The sequence below is a fragment of the Bradyrhizobium sp. USDA 4504 genome (assembly GCF_054063995.1).
Map to the genome: position 1 here is coordinate 3,308,860 of NZ_JBSSGV010000001.1, position 15,001 is coordinate 3,323,860.

Here is a 15,001-nt window from a genome sequence, read left to right on the forward strand (position 1 = left end):
CTTGCTCTTGAACTGGTTGTTGTTGGTTTTGAACCCTCTCCGCAAAAAGGAGAGGGTCGGTTCGATAAGAAAGCCAGCGAGCGGAACTATCACCGATCGCTACGGATTCAAGTCTCTTATGCGATGCGCGTTCCGATTCACGCCTTTTCAGGCAGGAGCCGGCGCCTGCGCAGGGTTGAGCACGGAGTTGCGACGTCCACGCAGAATCTGTTCGGCCTCCAACGTGATCCTGTCGACAATCTCGGCCGCCGGCGGAACGTCGTGGATCAGCCCAACCGCTTCGCCCGCGATGACGGCGGCGACGTCGAAATCGCCGCGCGCCTTGGCCTCCGCATAGTCGGCGGCAACCTTCTTCACATTCTGGAGCAATTCGACCTCACGTCCCGTCCAGCGCTGGACATGATCGTTGACGAGACAGCGCCCGTTGAACGGAGCCGGCCAGACATTGTTGCGTGACAGATCGAAGACGATGCCACGCACCGTCTCACCGCTCTTGGCGGCACAGACCCGCCGCTTCGCTTCGTCAGCGATCTCGGCTTCCTGGCTCGCGTAGAATCGTGTGCCGAGCAGCACACCGGAGGCGCCGAGCATCAGCATGGCGGCAAGACCGCGGCCGTCCGCGATGCCGCCGGCGGCAACCACCGGGACACGCCCCGCGGCGAGATCAACGATCGCCGGCACGACATCAAGAGTGGTTCGCGACGCGCCATGACCGCCGGCCTCGGTCCCCTGCGCGACGAGGACGTCGGCGCCGGCATCCAGTGCGTCCTGCGCCATCTCTTCGTCCTGCACCTGGCAAATGAGGCGCGCACCGGCTTGCTTGATCCGCGGTCCGAACGGCTTCGGATCACCGAACGACAGCATGATCGCGCGCGGTTGTGCTGCAAGCGCGACGTCCAACACCTCCGGCTGCTTCGCCATGCTCCAGGTGATGAAGCCGATGCCGAACGGGGTCGTCGATTTCCGGAGCTTCGCCGTCTCCTGCTCGAGCCAAGGCCGGTCGCCATAGCCCCCGCCGAGAATGCCAAGGCCGCCGGCGGCGCTGACCGCAGTCACGAGCCTCGCGCCCGCGACCACATCCATCGGTGCGAGCAAGATCGGTTGTCGGATTCCCAAAAGCGCAGTCAGCGGCGTGTCGATCGACATGGCGTTCCTCCGGGGTTTGTGGACAACCAGACTAGGTCGGGCTAACATTCTGTGAAAATGAATACTAGAGAACGCTACCATCTCTAAATCAGAACGGTGATCCCAGATGGAATTGACCGACCTGCTCACCTTTTCCACGGTCGCGCGGCTCGGCGGCATCACCCGGGCCGCCGACGAGCTGAACACGGTGCAGTCGAACGTCACCCAGCGCATCAAGGCGCTGGAGGCCGAGATCGGCACCGCGCTGTTCGAGCGCCACAGCCGCGGCATGTCGCTGACCGGCGCCGGCCGCCGCCTGTTGCCCTATGCGCAGCGCATGGCGGCGCTGTCGCGCGAAGCCGTGTTCGCCGCGCGCGACGATGGCGAGCCGAAAGGACCGCTGTCGATCGGCTCGATGGAGACGACCGCTGCGGTGCGGCTGCCGACGCTGCTCGCCGAGTTTCATCGCCGTTATCCGGCGGTGCGCCTGACCTTGCGCACCGCGCCGACCGCCGATCTCGTCGCCGCCGTGCTCGACGGCTCGCTCGACGGCGCATTCGTCGCCGGCCCGATCGAGCATGCCGAACTCATCGCGACGTCAGCCTTCACCGAGGAACTGGTGCTCGTCACCGCGCAGCGCTGGAAATCGCTTGCCGCCCTGCGCGCCGGCACGCCGGAGTCGGGCCCGACCGCGCTGGTGTTCCGCACCGGCTGCACCTACCGGCAACGCCTGGAACAGGTGTTCACGGAATTCGGCTGGCCGTCGGCCGCGCGCTTCGAGTTGGGCACGCTCGACGGCATGGTCGGCTGCGTCGCCGCCGACATGGGCGTCACCCTGCTGCCGCGCGCCGTCGTCGAACGCGACCATGTCCAGCGCGACATCAACATCCACAAGCTCAATCCGCAGCATGCGCATGTCGAGACGCTGTTCATCCAGCGCCGCACCGCGCATCAGTACAGCGCGTTGCAGGGGTTGGCCGCGTGCCTCGGTGGCGACGAGCGGGTGATCGCCGCCTGACCGGCTTTTTCGCATGGACGCCACGGCAGTGCCGGGCTTTGCCTCGGCGCGCGGGCGCGTGCTAAGCGCTAGCGCCATGCCCGCCCCCATCCTTCCCCTGATCGAAGCTGCGCCGCACTGGCCCGAGCGCGGCGCGCTTGTCGGCCTCGACCTCGGCACCAAGACCATCGGCGTTGCCGCCTCCGATCCGGACCGGCGGCTGGCGACCGGCGTCGAGACCATCCAGCGCAAGCAGTTCAAGGTCGACGCGGCGCGGCTGCTCGCGATCGCCGCCGAACGCAACGCCGTCGGCTTCGTGCTCGGCCTGCCGATCAACATGGACGGCAGCGAAGGCCCGCGCGCGCAATCGACCCGGGCGTTTGCCCGCAACCTCGCCGGCCTCACCGCGCTTGCGATCGGGCTGTGGGACGAGCGGCTCTCGACCGCGGCGGTCGAGCGCGAGCTGATCGGGATGGACGTCAGCCGCGCCCGGCGCGCCGAGGTGATCGACGAGCACGCCGCGATCTTCATTCTGCAGGGCGCGCTGGACCGGCTCGCGAAGCTGCGCGGGGAGCGCTGACCATGGCGGTGGTGGTCGCGGCGCTGCTGCCGGTGTTCCTCTTGATCGTGCTGGGCGTCGTCCTGAAGCGCACGCTGATGCCGCTCGACAGCCAATGGCACGGGCTTGAGCAGCTCACCTATTACGTGCTGTTCCCGGTGCTGCTGGTGCAGACACTGGTGAAGGCCGATCTGACAAAAGTGCCGGTCGCGGGCGTCGGCGGCGCGCTGCTGCTCGCGGCGCTGGTGATGTGCCTGCTCTGCCTGGCGCTGCGCGGCCCGCTGGCGCGCGCCGGCGTCGACGGCCCCGCCTTCACCTCGATCTTCCAGGGCGCGACCCGCTGGCAGACCTATGTCGCGCTGTCGGTGTCGCGCAACCTCTATGGCAGCACAGGCCTTGCCCTGGCTTCGGTCGCGATGGTCGCGATCATCCCGCTGGTCAATGTCTTCAGCGTCGCCGTGCTGGCGAAATATGCCTCGTCCGAGAAGCGTTCGACCGGCGCCATCGTGATGACTGTCGTGCAGAACCCGCTGATCTGGGCCTGCGTCATCGGGCTCGTCATCAATGTCGCGCACATCCCGCTGCCACAGATCTGGTATGACGTCGCCGACGCGCTCGGCGGCTCGTCGCTGGCGATCGGCCTGCTCGTCACCGGAGCCGGGCTGCATCTGGAAGGCATCTTCCGGCCCAGCCTCGCCGCCTGCGCGGCATTGGTGCTGAAACTCGTGCTGATGCCGGTGCTGACGGTCGCGCTCGCGATGTGGTTCGGCGTCACCGGCTCCAATCTCGCCATCGTCGCGGCCTGCGCCGCGGTGCCGACCTCGCCGTCAGCCTATGTGCTGGCGCGCCAGATGGGCGGCGACGCGCCGCTGCTCGCCCAGATCATCACGCTGCAGACAATTCTGGCCGCGATCACGATGCCGATCGTGATTGCCGCGGTGGGGCTTTAGAAGGCGTACCCGATCGGCCTTGAATATCGCCGCGCAATCGGTCGCTACCAGACTTCGCGATAGTTCGCGAATTTGCGCAAGATCTTGTCATAGCGGGCCGGTACGATCCAGGGCAACAGGAGCCTGAAGATCGCGTTCGGAAGCGGAGAGCGAAGCCGCACATAGAGGTCGAGCGGATCGAGATCATGCCGCATCCGGAATTTCGGTTCGTAGCTGAGACCCGTGCTTCGAAGCCATCTGTAACCGTTGGCGATCGCCCAATTCATCATGTCGCGAATGGTGTAGTAATAAAGATGAAGGTCGAGCGCGACAGCATAGTCGAGGCCGACATACTCCCAGAACAGACTGTCGCCTTCGACCATGCAAAGGCTGAAGGCGATCACCTTGCCGCCACGGCGCCAGATGAAGAAGCGAACCTTGTCCTTCATGTCGCTGCCGAGCCGGCGGAGATAGTCGGCTGTCAGTTTCTCGAAACGGAATTTCGAGCGATCGAAGACCTGCAGGTAGAGCGGATAGATCTCGTCGACGGCATCCCTTGCGTCGTCGGTGACAGTAAGAGCTATGGTTTCGCCGTCGGTTGCCTTGAATTTCTTGCGGAGCTGCCAGCGTGCCGATCGCGGCAGCGCATTTTGCATGTAGGCATCGAAGTCGTCGTGCTCTATATTGAGCGCCGTCATCGGCATGCTCGGCGCACGGGCGAAGCCGCGCCGGACAAAGCAATCCAGCACCGGCCGGTAGCGCGCAGGGAATTCCTTCAGGACGATGAGTTGCGCCCCGCACGATCGGGCGAGCGTGACGATTTCGCCGCAAAGAATCTCGGCGATCTTGCCGGACGGCACCGTGCTTGATCCGGCAAGATGCCCTTCACCGGCGAAGCATCCGATCATCAGGGTTCGCATTTTGAGAAACCCGGGAATGAAGCCTCGGATGCGCGCCAGCAGCGGCTGCCATTGCGCTCCAAGTCCTTCGAGAACGTCCTGGTCGAGAAGAAAAAACGGCTGGACGGCATGGAGACAGCCTGCCCGGTCGATGATCGCGAAGTACCGGTACTCGACACGCTCGCGGAGCGTATCCTCCAGGATTTCGTAGTAGCGGTGATCCTTGCGCAGGTCGGCGAAACTGGCCTCCCAAGCGGGACAACCGGCGATTTCGTCGCGCGTCACGATCTTTACGCGAAACGGCGCTGTAGCAGCCGCCGCGTCCGCTACGCTTGTTGTATCAGCCAGACTGACTGCGTCTGACGCCAACGCAATGCTCCGGGTGATGAAAAGTCTTTCAATACAGTATCAATGTACCTGATTTGGCCGCGGCCTCCTGTGCCATCCGCGCAACAAGTCATTACTTTCGAAGTTGCGTCTCTTTCGAGGCCCCGTCGGCGCCGAGCGGCGCGCCCTCCCGCAATAGACCGGCCCGCCGGTCCCAGCGACGTAGCACCACAACTCGCCCTTGCGCTTCAGCAAGAGCGAAGGCCCGCAACAATTGCGCGCGGCTCGTAGGCTTATGTTGATCGCCGCTATTTCCCGGTCGAACCGGCGAACGCCGTATCGAGCACATCCCCGATCGGCTGCCAGCTACGGCCATCGAACTGAAGCAACCGCAATTGCTCGACCGGTCGGAACTGAGCGGTGTTGATCTTGATGCCGGGGAGCAAGGCGGACGCCTGATAATCCCTGAGCGCCGCAGCCTGCTTCATGACGTTCTCGCGCGACAGGTCGTTGCCGCATTGCCTGAGCACCTCGACCATCGTTTCGGCGGCGGCATAGCCGTAGACTGCGGCCGCGTCATCCTTGCCGCCGGCTTTGGTGTACTTGTCCAGGAAGCTGTACCAGGCGCCCTGCTCCGCTCTCCAGGCCGGATCGCTCGCATCCTTCAGGAACGCGGCGGTGATGACGCCGGTCGCATTCTCCGTGCCGGCCCGCTTGAGCACCGTCTCGATCGATGACGCCATCTGGTTCACGACGAACACCGGCCGCCAGCCGTGGTCAGCCGCCGCGCGGATCACCTTGGCGGCATTTTCCGGCACTCCGGCAAACACAAAGACCTCGGCACCCGATTGCTTCAGGATCGAGACGTGGCCGTCCAGGTGCTGATCGTCGACATCATAGGCGATGTCGACCCTGATGTTGTGGGCGACGTCGCCCAGCCCTTGCACCAGTCCCTTGAACAATTCGCGCCCGAACTGGTCATTCTCCCAAAGCGCCACGATTTTCTTGCCGGGATAGAACGCCTGGATGTAGTTGGCGTAGATGCGCCCTTCCTCGCGATACGAAGGCTGCCAGCCCATGGTCCACGGATAGAGCGACGGCTCGCTGAGCTCGTGATCGCCGGAAGCAACGAAAAGCTGGGGGATCTTCCGTTCGTTGAGATACTTCCGCACCGCGAGATTCCCCGGCGTGCCGAACGAACCGAACATCAAGAGCACATTGTCGGTTTCGACCAGAATGCGCGTGAGATCCATGGCGTTGGCGGGATCCGACAGATCGTCATAGGACATGAAGCGGATCTTGCGGCCATTGATGCCGCCGCGTTCGTTGATCATCTCGAAATAGGCGGCTTCCGCCTTGCCGATCTGGCCGAAAATCTCCAGCGCGCCGCTATACGGCATGACATTGCCGATCCGGATTTCGGTGTCGGTAACGCCCTGGTCGCGCACCTGCTGCGTGATGGCGCCGAGAGACGCCAGCGCAACGATGCTGGCCAGGATTGCTCGGATCAAGATAGCCATGAGAAGAGCTCGCACGACGGCAGCCGCCGCTGCCTGGTTTCAGTCCGGCCCGCGCTCATTCATTGATCCAGATCATAGCACTCGGACGGGATGCTGGCATCCCCTTCGTCAACCTTCCGATGGGCGGCGATGCGCCACTGCTTGTTCCGGATCATCGCGCTGCAGACGGCTCCGGCGGCCATCACGTTGCCGATCGTGTCGTCGCGATGGGGCGTTAAGCGTAAGGGCCTATCATGAAGCAGCTGACTATGTTCAAGGCCGAGTGAACGATCACAGTCAGCCAGGTCGAATTACTGCGCCAACGAAAGTAGCCCAGAGCGAGGCCGAAAATGAATAGACAAAAACGATAGGACCAATCGTACTGCGTGTGGTTGAGAGCCCAAACCAGTGATGTCAAGACGATGGCACCGACTGGTCCGAGGAAGGACTGCGACCATCCTCGAAACAAAAAGCCGCGGAAGACAAACTCCTCCATGATCGGCGCGGCCAAGCAGCAGCCGATCAGGAAGGTGAGCAAGCCAACCCGCCCCTGCACGTTCAGATTGGGAGCGGCCCAACTCGTGTCTGCTCCTACGAAAGCTAGAAAACAGCTCTCCACAATCAGCAGAACTGCCGCGATGGCCAATGCGAGAAAAAGCTCTCTTGAACTGGGCCAATTGAGCGCAAGGTACTCGAAAAAGCCCCGATCGAGCTTGCGGACGGCGACCCAAAGCACCGCAACAGCGGCTGGACTTCCGAGCACCAGACCTGCACCCTGCCAGCGTCCCTCGAGCCCGGCCTGAGCAATCGGGATTGTCCCATACTGCGCGTGCATAAGGACAAGAACACCAAGCCCTCCCGTCAGAAGAAACGCGCCGTAGGCGAGAAGGCCAACAAGCGTCGTCTCCAGGAAATCCCATACCCGCGGCGATTTCGCCGAAGCCGGTACCGGCGCGTTGGCATTCTCGAAGTTCGACATATGGGATTCTTCTGCAACAACGTTGCAGCGAAGGTGGGCCTAGCTTCAACCTAGCATAGGGAACTCTCAGCCCGCCAGCCACCAGGTCTGGATCGTCGCCGCGAAATTGTTCAGCCCGTGCAGCAGGATGGTCAGCCAGGTCGAGCCGGTGCGGAAGCGCAAATAGCCGAACAGGAGGCCGATCGTCAGCACCTGGCAGAGGAAGAACCAGTCGTACTGCAGGTGCATCACCGTCCAGACGATCGACGACAGCAGGATCGCGCCATAGGGTCCGAGCGCGGATTCCGACCAGCCGCGGTAGAGCCAGCCGCGTGCGAACAGTTCCTCCCAGAGCGGCGCGGCCACGGCGAAGGCGATCACCAGGAGCCACAGCGCGCTGTGCTCCTGCGCCGATTTCAGCACGTCGCCCATGAAGCCCGGCGACACCTCGCGGCCGGCGGCGCGGGACACCATGTCCCAGGCTCCGACCAGCACGACGAGCGCGACGATGCCGATGATCACGTTCTTCCACGACGTCCCGCGCAGCCCGAGGTAATCGGCGAACGGGATCCGGGTCCGGCGGATCGCGAACCACAGCACCAGCAGCACCATCGGCAGGCCGGCGAGGACCGAGAGCGAGATCGTCAGGCCGTCGGCGACCACATGGGTGATGCCGGCCGTCGACACCTCGCCGCCCTGCGCGACGATGCGCCAGACGATGACCGTGACCTGGCCGACGAACATCGCGGCGAAGATCAACAGGCCCCACAGCGCGGTGCCCCAGAATTTCCAGACCCGCGGGGGGAGCGGCGGCGGTTCGATCGCGGCAGTCGCGTCTTGCGGCGTGAGAGAATCCATCAGCGAACCTCGGCTCTATCAATTCGTCATGGCCGGGCTTGTCCCGGCCATCCACGTCTTTCCTTGCCCTGTCGAAGCAAAGACGTGGATGCCCGGCACAAGGCCGGGCATGACGGTGGTCAATGTGGTCATGGCAGCGCCCGCGCCAGCAGCGCGCGCTGATTGGCATCGGATAAGTCCACCGCGCCGTACATGCCGGCGTGGCGTTCGGCAAGCCGTGTCGTCGCAAACAGCTCGGCGTTTTTCGGCGAGACCTGGTTGAGCGCCGCGGTTGCCGCCAGGAGCGCCAGCTGCTCGACCGCAAGTCGCGCGACGCGCTCGCTGTCCGGCCGGCGGAACGACTGCCCGATCGAGGCAACGGCCTCGGCGGCGCCCGGCAGGCCCTTGGTCTCCTCGGCAAGCGCGCGCAGCACCGCGAGTGCGGCGTCAGCCTCGCGGCCGAGCGCGCGCAGCACGTCGAGGCACATCACGTTGCCGGAACCCTCCCAGATCGCGTTGACCGGCGACTCCCGGTAATGGCGCGCCAAAATGCCTTCCTCGACATAGCCATTGCCGCCGAGGCACTCCATCGCCTCATAGAGGAAGCCGGGCGCGCTCTTGCAGGTCCAGTATTTGATCGCCGGCGTCAGCAGCCGCATATAGGCGGCCTCGCCCGCATCGGCCGGCGCGCGATCGAAGGCACGGCAGAGCCGCATCACCAGCGCGATCGACGCCTCGACATGCAGCGCCATGTCCGACAGCACCGCCTGCATCAGCGGCTGGTCGGCGAGATGCTTCTGGAACACGCTGCGGTGCCGCGCGTGATGGAGCGCATGCGCCAGCCCCGATCGCATCAGCCCGGCGGATGCGATCGCGCAATCCTGCCGCGTCAGCTGCACCATCTGGATGATGGTGCGGATGCCCTTGCCCTCCTCGCCGATCAGCTCGGCATAAGCGCCGTGGAATTCGACCTCCGACGAGGCATTGGAGCGGTTGCCGAGCTTGTCCTTCAGGCGCTGGAAGTGGATCGCGTTGACCGTGCCGTCGGACGCAAAGCGCGGCATGAAGAAGCAGCTCAGCCCATTCATGGTCTGCGCCAGCACCAGGAAGGCGTCGCACATCGGCGCCGACATGAACCATTTGTGCCCGGTGATGCGCCAGGCCCCGCCGTCGCGCTCGGCGCGCGTCATGTTGGCGCGCACATCCGTGCCGCCCTGCTTTTCCGTCATGCCCATGCCGAGGGTCATGCCGCGCTTGCTCCACCACGGCGCAAAGGTGGGATCGTAGGCGCGCGTTCCTATCACCGGCATCGTCTTGGCCAGAATATCCGGCTGCGAGGCCAGCGCCGCGACCGAGGCGCGCGTCATCGTGATCGGGCAGAGATGGCCGGTCTCGACCTGGGAAGCGATGTAGAACTTTGCCGCACGCACCACCTCGGCCGCTCCGCCGGCCGGCTTGCCGTCGGCGCTCCAGGTCGAGTTGTGCACGCCGGCATGCGCGGAGTGCGCCATCAGCTCGTGATAAGCCGGGTGAAACTCGACCTCGTCGCGGCGATTGCCCTTGGCATCGAACAGCCGCAGCTTCGGCGTGTTCTCGTTGGCGATGCGGCCGCGCTCCGCCATGGCAGCGGATCCCCAATGCTTGCCGAAATCGGACAGCTCAGCCGTTGCCGCCGCCCCGCCATTGGCAGCGACCGCCGCGGCGAGCGGCGCATCCACCGTGGACAGGTCGACATTTTCGAACGGCGGCGATTGGTTGAAGACGTCGTGGGTGGCAAACGGAGCCTGCGTCATGGTCTCCTCGGCAACTGGTCTGCACGCATGCGGCCTGGACAACCGGCCTCTTCCGGCCGGGATCACGGGCCAGCCGCGGCGCAATGGAATCGGAGGATCATAAGCCCGTGAGCCGGTGCCGGGCAGCGAAAAATGCGCATTCGGCCGCGTGCTGGTGAATCGGGGGTTATCGGGGTCCGCGCAGCCGATGTCCGCTCCGATCGCGGGGCGATATCGCAGCAGGGCCCATCAACGGACGCCCCTTGGGCTGTCCGCTATCATCAGCCGCCGCCGTACGGCCGGAACCGGCGATCCGGGCTGCCGTTCACCCGTTCCTCCGTGCGTCCGCCGCTCCTGCTGCAGGTTTTCCGCTCGGTTTCTGCAGCAACCAAATGCGCTCTGCGTTGTTGCAGTCCTAGCCATGCGCAGGGAAAAACAGGCAACCAATCACCAAGACGCGCTCTTTTAGGCCCTCCCAACCGAGAGAGAACTGATGATTGATAGATCTGAAACGCGCGGTACTGTGCGGAAACATCCCGGAATACTGAGAATATCCGCCATCGGCGTCGCCGGATTGCTCTCTGTCCTGATGCTCACCGCGGTGACGCCGCCGATCGTTGCAGATCAATCCGATCGTGCCGTGGTCAACGCCCCCGTTACGCTTTTGACCGCGCCGATCAGCGGCGAAGTCGGCCTGTTGACGGTGCTTCCGGGCCGGGACGTCCGCGATGGCGAAACGCTGGCGCGGATCAGCAATCCAAGGATCGATCGCGGGACGCTGATCGCGTTGCAGGAAAAGGCGTCCGACGCACGGCAGAAGCTCGATGCGACGCGCGCAAAGCACGAATCGGACTTCAACTATGTTTCGTCCCTCGATGGCGAGATTGCTGACCAGACCAGCCAGCTCAAGGGTCAGTTACAGTCGCGGATCGAGGAGCTTCGCGCCCGTGTCGCTCAATCCAACGCCGCGAGCGGTGAAAAGAAGGCCCTGGTCGACCGCCAGACCAATATGGTGACACGCAATGCCGCGAGTAACGACATGCTCCGGCCGACAACTCAGCAATATGCCGCGACCATACATGGTGCGGACGCAGAGGCCGCCAAGCTGAATCAGAAGATGGCACAGCTCAACGCCCTGAGCAGGGGTATCTATGTCGGCGAGGAACTGGTTGCTCTCAACAATCTGGCCCAGAAGCGCAGGGACATCGATCTCGACGCCACGCGGATGAAAATCGAGCAAAAGCAGCAAGCCGCAGTGCTTGCCGATCTCGAGCACCTGATCGACGCCGAAACGCGCAGGCTGGCGACGCTGGCGGATGCCGATGTCGTCGCGCGCGGCCAGGGCAAGGTCTCGAGCGTCGGCGCCGCGATGGGGCGGCATGTCAGCGCCGGTGATACTATCAGCTCCGTCATCGACTGCGACAAGCGCTTTGTCGTCGCCATCTTTTCCTACCGGCAGGGCCAGAGCATGATGCCCGGCACCCGCGTTCGCATCGACGGGAGTTCGTTGCGGTCCGGCGTCGTCACTGCGGTCGTACCGAAGACCAGCGACAAAGCCGATGAGCGCTTTGCCGTTCCGTTCCCGCAAACCGAGCGGCGCGAACTCTACGCCATCATCACGCCGGACCAGGCAGGCGACGGCGGACCGGTGCAGCAAGCGGGGACCGCCGACGCGTCCGCCTGTCCGGTCGGCCAATGGGTGACGGTGACGCGCGAGAATGGTGTGGTCCCCTCGATGTCGGTCACTTGGCACCGGCTCGGCCACTACGTTGCGTCGTGGATCGGCGGCGACGCAGGCACCGCCGATACCGCGCAGAAGACGCCGCCGGATGCGGATGCCCGGCGCGCCGGTATCGCTCGTCTGCATGACGCTTTCCATGCCTCGGAGCCGCCGCAGCCGAAGGCCGACGACAACGAACCACCATCCGGAACTCGTGCCCTCGTATCGCAATGAAATCGGCCATCGCGATGATGCTGTGCGCGGCGATCGTGGGCGCGCCGGCGGCAGGCCACACGGCGCAAACCGCAAGCACGTTCTGCGCCGGGCTGAAAAAGGCGGTCGCGCCGCACAGCAGCGCGGCCGACGCGGTCTTCGTCCGCAGCTATGAGCCCGGCGAGGATGAAGCGGCCCTTCCCACGGGTCTCGCCACGACGGCGTTCGTCTACGACAATGCGCTCGCCGTCATTGCGCTTGTTGCCTGCGGCAACGTGTCGGATGCAAGGCCAATCAGCAACGCGCTCAGCCGCGCCGCAGGCAACGACCGGAGCTTCGATGACGGCCGTGTGCGCAATGCCTATCATGCCGGCGCGGTGAACCAGCCTATTCCCGATCTACCGGGTTGGTGGGACGGACATGCCAGGGTCTGGGCGGAGGATCCGGCGCAGGACGGCACCTCGACCGGAAACGTCGCCTGGGCTGCCTTGGCACTGCTGACGCTGCATCAGGCAACCCACGATCCTCGATATCTCGCCGACGCGGAGCGCCTGGTCGATTGGATGATCGGCGCAACCGCTTCCGAAAATGGCTTTTACGGCGGCTTTCACGGCTACGATCCGAAGCAGGTCAGGCTCACCTGGATGTCGACCGAGCACAACGCCGACGTTCACGCCGCCGCTCGCTGGCTGTTCCGCCTGACTGGCGAACGGAAATACGACAGCGCGGCAGGACAGGCGCGGCGGCTGCTCGATCGCGCCTTTCGCGGCGATCACTTCCTGCTTGGGACGAAGCCTGACGGCAGCCTCGCGGACGAGGGCCTGCTCGCGCTCGACGCGCAGCTTTGGCCGTGGATGGCGATGCCTGAATCGCCCGCAGCATGGAAGAGCGCGCTCGGCTTCGCAAAAGCGCGGCTCGGGGTCGACGGCGGTTTCGATTTCAACGGCGATCGCGACGGCCTCTGGGTGGAGGGCACCGCGCAGGCGGCCTTGGCCTACCGGATCAGCGGCGACCTACACGAGAGCGATCGACTGCTGGCAGACCTGAAGGCGGACCAGACGTCGTCCGGCCTGCTCAATGCGTCACGGCCGGCGCGGCTGACGACGGGATTATCGATCGATCCGACCAGCGGCGGCGATCCCGACTTTTTCTACTACCGCCGCCCGCATCTCGGCGCGACGGCGTGGGCCGCGCTGGCCGAAACCGGCTGGAATCCGTTCACCGGCAAAAGGATACGCTAATGTTCCCATCCGCCGCGGATATCGTGTCAGTCCTGACCATCGACGTCGGCATTTTGCTCGGGCTTCTGGTCATGGCTCGGCTGTTGGAGCCGTCGCATGCCAGCCACCGTACGCTGTTCGGGACGACCACGGCGGCCCTTCTCGTCATGTATGCGCTGTGGCGATGGAGCGATACGCTGCCGCCGTTCGAGTTATCGGCGCAAAGTCTTTGGCCGCGGCTCTTCATTGCGTTCGAGTTGCTCGCGATCCTCTACACGCTGATCTCGATCGTCATCCTGTTCCGCAGCACCGACCGCACCGCGCAGGCCGACGCCGCCCAGCAGCTTTTGGCCGCGGACAATCGCGATCCCGCCGTCGACGTCTTCATCTGCACCTATGACGAGCCGCTCGAAATCCTCCAGCGCTCGATCCTGGGCGCGCTGGCGCTCGACTATGCCAATGTGACGGTGTGGGTTCTCGATGACACGCGACGCGACTGGCTGCGGGACTATTGCGAGCGGGTCGGCGCACGCCATCTGACGCGGCCTGACAACAGGGGTGCCAAGGCCGGCAACCTCAACAACGGGTTGGCCGCGGCTGGCCGTGCGACCGCCGCGCCGGTCATTCTGGTGCTCGATGCGGATTTCGCGCCGCGGCGTGACTTCTTGAAACGCACGGTCGGCCTGCTGCTGTCCGATCCGGAGGTTGCGATCGTGCAGACCCCGCAGTTTTACTACAACGCCGATCCGATCCAGCATAATCTCCTGGCTGAGAAGAGCTGGGTCGACGATCAACGCTTCTTCTTCGACGTCTTTCAACCCGCCAAGGATGCGTGGGGCTGCGCGTTCTGCGTCGGCACCTCCTTCGTCGTTCGCCGCGACCGGCTCGACGAGATCGGCGGCTTTCCCGAACCGGCGATCTCGGAGGATATCAACCTCACTTACACCATGCTGGCGCGCGGCTATCGCCCGGAATATGTCACTCAGCGCGCTCGCTGGTGCCTTGGCACCATACAGGTTGCCCTGCTGCGCAACGGACCGCTGTTCGGCCGCGGCTTCAGCTTCACCGAGCGCTGGCACTATGTGCACGGCGTGCTGAACTGGCTCTCCAAACCCTTCATGGTGCTGCTATTGATCGCACCGACGATCTATTGGTTCGGCGGGCTGCCCGCGTTCGAAGCCGATTATCATTCCTTCCTGCGCTATGGCATGCCGGCGCTGCTCGGACAGATTATCTACATGAGCTGGATATCGCGCGCGCGGACGCTGCCCTTGTTCATGGAGGCCACCCACGCCGTCACCTGCTTTGCGGTGACCGCAACGCTGCTCAGCGCCATCGTCAAGCCGTTCGGACGTCCCTTCAAGATCACCGACAAGGGAGGTGATCGATCGGCGCCGCGCATCCATTGGAAACTCGCCGCCATTTTCGGATTGATCGCGGCAAGCTCCGCCGCAAGCATCGTGTGGGCGTACGTCTCCCCGTACGGCGCCAGCGAGATTTCCTCGCTCGATTTCTTCAACATGCTGTGGGCGGCGATCGCGATGCTGATCGCCTTCATCGCGTTCCTGGTCTGCTTCGAGCTGCCTCGCTCCGGTCACATGTTCGAGACGGACGAACTGGTCTGGCTCTTCGGCGAAGGAAAAATCCTGTCGTGCCGCCTGCTCGCGATATCACCGGACTCGGTGCGGCTCTCGGGTCGGTCGGGCGAGGCGCTTGAGCTTGCCGGCTGGCGCTACAGAATTCACCTGGAGGAGCTGGGGTGGACCGACATTTCCATGGTCTCGCGATCCCGCCAAACCGTGCTGGCGCGGCTTGAGCCGAGCGCCGAACAGTATCAGCGTCTGGTGGTGTGGCTGTTCAGCGCGTCGCACGGCAACATCGCCGCCGTCGCCAGTCTTCGCGGTGTGCTGGGCGGATTGCTGCGCCGCGGGTTTATCGGCGCGTAG

At 64.4% G+C, this 15,001-nt stretch carries 13 protein-coding genes; 7 read left to right on the forward strand and 6 right to left on the reverse strand.

Annotated features, from left to right (window positions below; genetic code table 11):
* Positions 1-147 precede the first annotated feature (147 nt).
* Positions 148-1,284, reverse strand: a complete 1,137-nt coding sequence (locus ACVMB1_RS15285) for an NAD(P)H-dependent flavin oxidoreductase (protein ID WP_456848718.1) — start codon at positions 1,282-1,284, stop codon at positions 148-150.
* Here ACVMB1_RS15285 and ACVMB1_RS15290 point away from each other — a divergent pair.
* The 3 genes from ACVMB1_RS15290 to ACVMB1_RS15300 all read left to right on the forward strand — a co-directional run bounded on the left by ACVMB1_RS15290 (position 1,253) and on the right by ACVMB1_RS15300 (position 3,631).
* Positions 1,253-2,143, forward strand: coding sequence for a LysR substrate-binding domain-containing protein (locus ACVMB1_RS15290; RefSeq protein WP_456848720.1), 891 nt, complete (start codon positions 1,253-1,255; stop codon positions 2,141-2,143). The genes ACVMB1_RS15285 and ACVMB1_RS15290 overlap by 32 nt on opposite strands.
* A gap of 76 nt (positions 2,144-2,219) precedes the next feature.
* Entirely contained in the window at positions 2,220-2,702 is a 483-nt protein-coding gene (gene ruvX, locus ACVMB1_RS15295; RefSeq protein ID WP_028341005.1) for a Holliday junction resolvase RuvX, read from the forward strand.
* A gap of 2 nt (positions 2,703-2,704) precedes the next feature.
* Positions 2,705-3,631, forward strand: a complete 927-nt coding sequence (locus tag ACVMB1_RS15300) for an AEC family transporter (protein ID WP_456848722.1) — start codon at positions 2,705-2,707, stop codon at positions 3,629-3,631.
* Between the two features lie 44 nt (positions 3,632-3,675).
* On the opposite strand, the gene ACVMB1_RS15305 is transcribed toward ACVMB1_RS15300, so the two are convergent.
* Positions 3,676-4,470, reverse strand: coding sequence for a GNAT family N-acetyltransferase (locus tag ACVMB1_RS15305; protein ID WP_307720416.1), 795 nt, complete (start codon positions 4,468-4,470; stop codon positions 3,676-3,678).
* 18 nt (positions 4,471-4,488) lie between these two features.
* On the opposite strand from ACVMB1_RS15305, the gene ACVMB1_RS15310 reads away from it, so the two are divergent.
* Complete coding sequence (locus ACVMB1_RS15310; RefSeq protein WP_456785106.1) at positions 4,489-4,872, forward strand: hypothetical protein; 384 nt, start codon at positions 4,489-4,491, stop codon at positions 4,870-4,872.
* 272 nt (positions 4,873-5,144) lie between these two features.
* Here ACVMB1_RS15310 and ACVMB1_RS15315 read toward each other — a convergent pair whose 3' ends face one another.
* From ACVMB1_RS15315 to ACVMB1_RS15330, 4 genes are all read right to left on the reverse strand, one after another.
* On the reverse strand, positions 5,145-6,356 hold the full coding sequence (locus tag ACVMB1_RS15315) for an ABC transporter substrate-binding protein (RefSeq protein WP_456848724.1): 1,212 nt from the start codon (positions 6,354-6,356) through the stop codon (positions 5,145-5,147).
* 214 nt (positions 6,357-6,570) lie between these two features.
* Complete coding sequence (locus tag ACVMB1_RS15320) at positions 6,571-7,314, reverse strand: CPBP family intramembrane glutamic endopeptidase (protein WP_456848726.1); 744 nt, start codon at positions 7,312-7,314, stop codon at positions 6,571-6,573.
* Between the two features lie 66 nt (positions 7,315-7,380).
* On the reverse strand, positions 7,381-8,151 hold the full coding sequence (locus tag ACVMB1_RS15325) for a CPBP family intramembrane glutamic endopeptidase (RefSeq protein WP_141341898.1): 771 nt from the start codon (positions 8,149-8,151) through the stop codon (positions 7,381-7,383).
* Between the two features lie 128 nt (positions 8,152-8,279).
* Complete coding sequence (locus tag ACVMB1_RS15330) at positions 8,280-9,923, reverse strand: acyl-CoA dehydrogenase family protein (RefSeq protein ID WP_456848728.1); 1,644 nt, start codon at positions 9,921-9,923, stop codon at positions 8,280-8,282.
* A 553-nt stretch (positions 9,924-10,476) separates the two neighbouring features.
* Between ACVMB1_RS15330 and ACVMB1_RS15335 the strand changes: the two genes are divergently transcribed.
* Genes ACVMB1_RS15335 through ACVMB1_RS15345 form a run of 3 tightly spaced genes read left to right on the forward strand, consistent with a single transcriptional unit; the run spans position 10,477 to position 15,001 of the window.
* The gene (locus tag ACVMB1_RS15335; protein WP_456848730.1) at positions 10,477-11,856 is read left to right on the forward strand and encodes an HlyD family efflux transporter periplasmic adaptor subunit; all 1,380 of its coding nucleotides are present in this window, start codon (positions 10,477-10,479) and stop codon (positions 11,854-11,856) included.
* Positions 11,853-13,076: a hypothetical protein gene (locus ACVMB1_RS15340; RefSeq protein WP_456848732.1), complete on the forward strand. Its 1,224-nt coding sequence runs from the start codon at positions 11,853-11,855 to the stop codon at positions 13,074-13,076. Before ACVMB1_RS15335 ends, ACVMB1_RS15340 begins: the two co-directional genes overlap by 4 nt.
* The gene (locus tag ACVMB1_RS15345; protein ID WP_456848734.1) at positions 13,076-15,001 is read left to right on the forward strand and encodes a glycosyltransferase; all 1,926 of its coding nucleotides are present in this window, start codon (positions 13,076-13,078) and stop codon (positions 14,999-15,001) included. Before ACVMB1_RS15340 ends, ACVMB1_RS15345 begins: the two co-directional genes overlap by 1 nt.

Excerpts from the sequence above, each read along its gene's own strand:
- ACVMB1_RS15325 (WP_141341898.1), bottom strand. The coding sequence starts at position 8,151 with ATGGATTCTCTCACGCCGCAAGACGCGACTGCCGCGATCGAACCGCCG.
- ACVMB1_RS15320 (WP_456848726.1), bottom strand. The coding sequence starts at position 7,314 with ATGTCGAACTTCGAGAATGCCAACGCGCCGGTACCGGCTTCGGCGAAA.
- ACVMB1_RS15330 (WP_456848728.1), bottom strand. The coding sequence starts at position 9,923 with ATGACGCAGGCTCCGTTTGCCACCCACGACGTCTTCAACCAATCGCCG.
- ACVMB1_RS15290 (WP_456848720.1), top strand. The coding sequence starts at position 1,253 with ATGGAATTGACCGACCTGCTCACCTTTTCCACGGTCGCGCGGCTCGGC.
- ACVMB1_RS15340 (WP_456848732.1), top strand. The coding sequence starts at position 11,853 with ATGAAATCGGCCATCGCGATGATGCTGTGCGCGGCGATCGTGGGCGCG.
- ACVMB1_RS15315 (WP_456848724.1), bottom strand. The coding sequence starts at position 6,356 with ATGGCTATCTTGATCCGAGCAATCCTGGCCAGCATCGTTGCGCTGGCG.
- ACVMB1_RS15310 (WP_456785106.1), top strand. The coding sequence starts at position 4,489 with ATGCCCTTCACCGGCGAAGCATCCGATCATCAGGGTTCGCATTTTGAG.
- ACVMB1_RS15345 (WP_456848734.1), top strand. The coding sequence starts at position 13,076 with ATGTTCCCATCCGCCGCGGATATCGTGTCAGTCCTGACCATCGACGTC.
- ruvX (WP_028341005.1), top strand. The coding sequence starts at position 2,220 with ATGCCCGCCCCCATCCTTCCCCTGATCGAAGCTGCGCCGCACTGGCCC.
- ACVMB1_RS15300 (WP_456848722.1), top strand. The coding sequence starts at position 2,705 with ATGGCGGTGGTGGTCGCGGCGCTGCTGCCGGTGTTCCTCTTGATCGTG.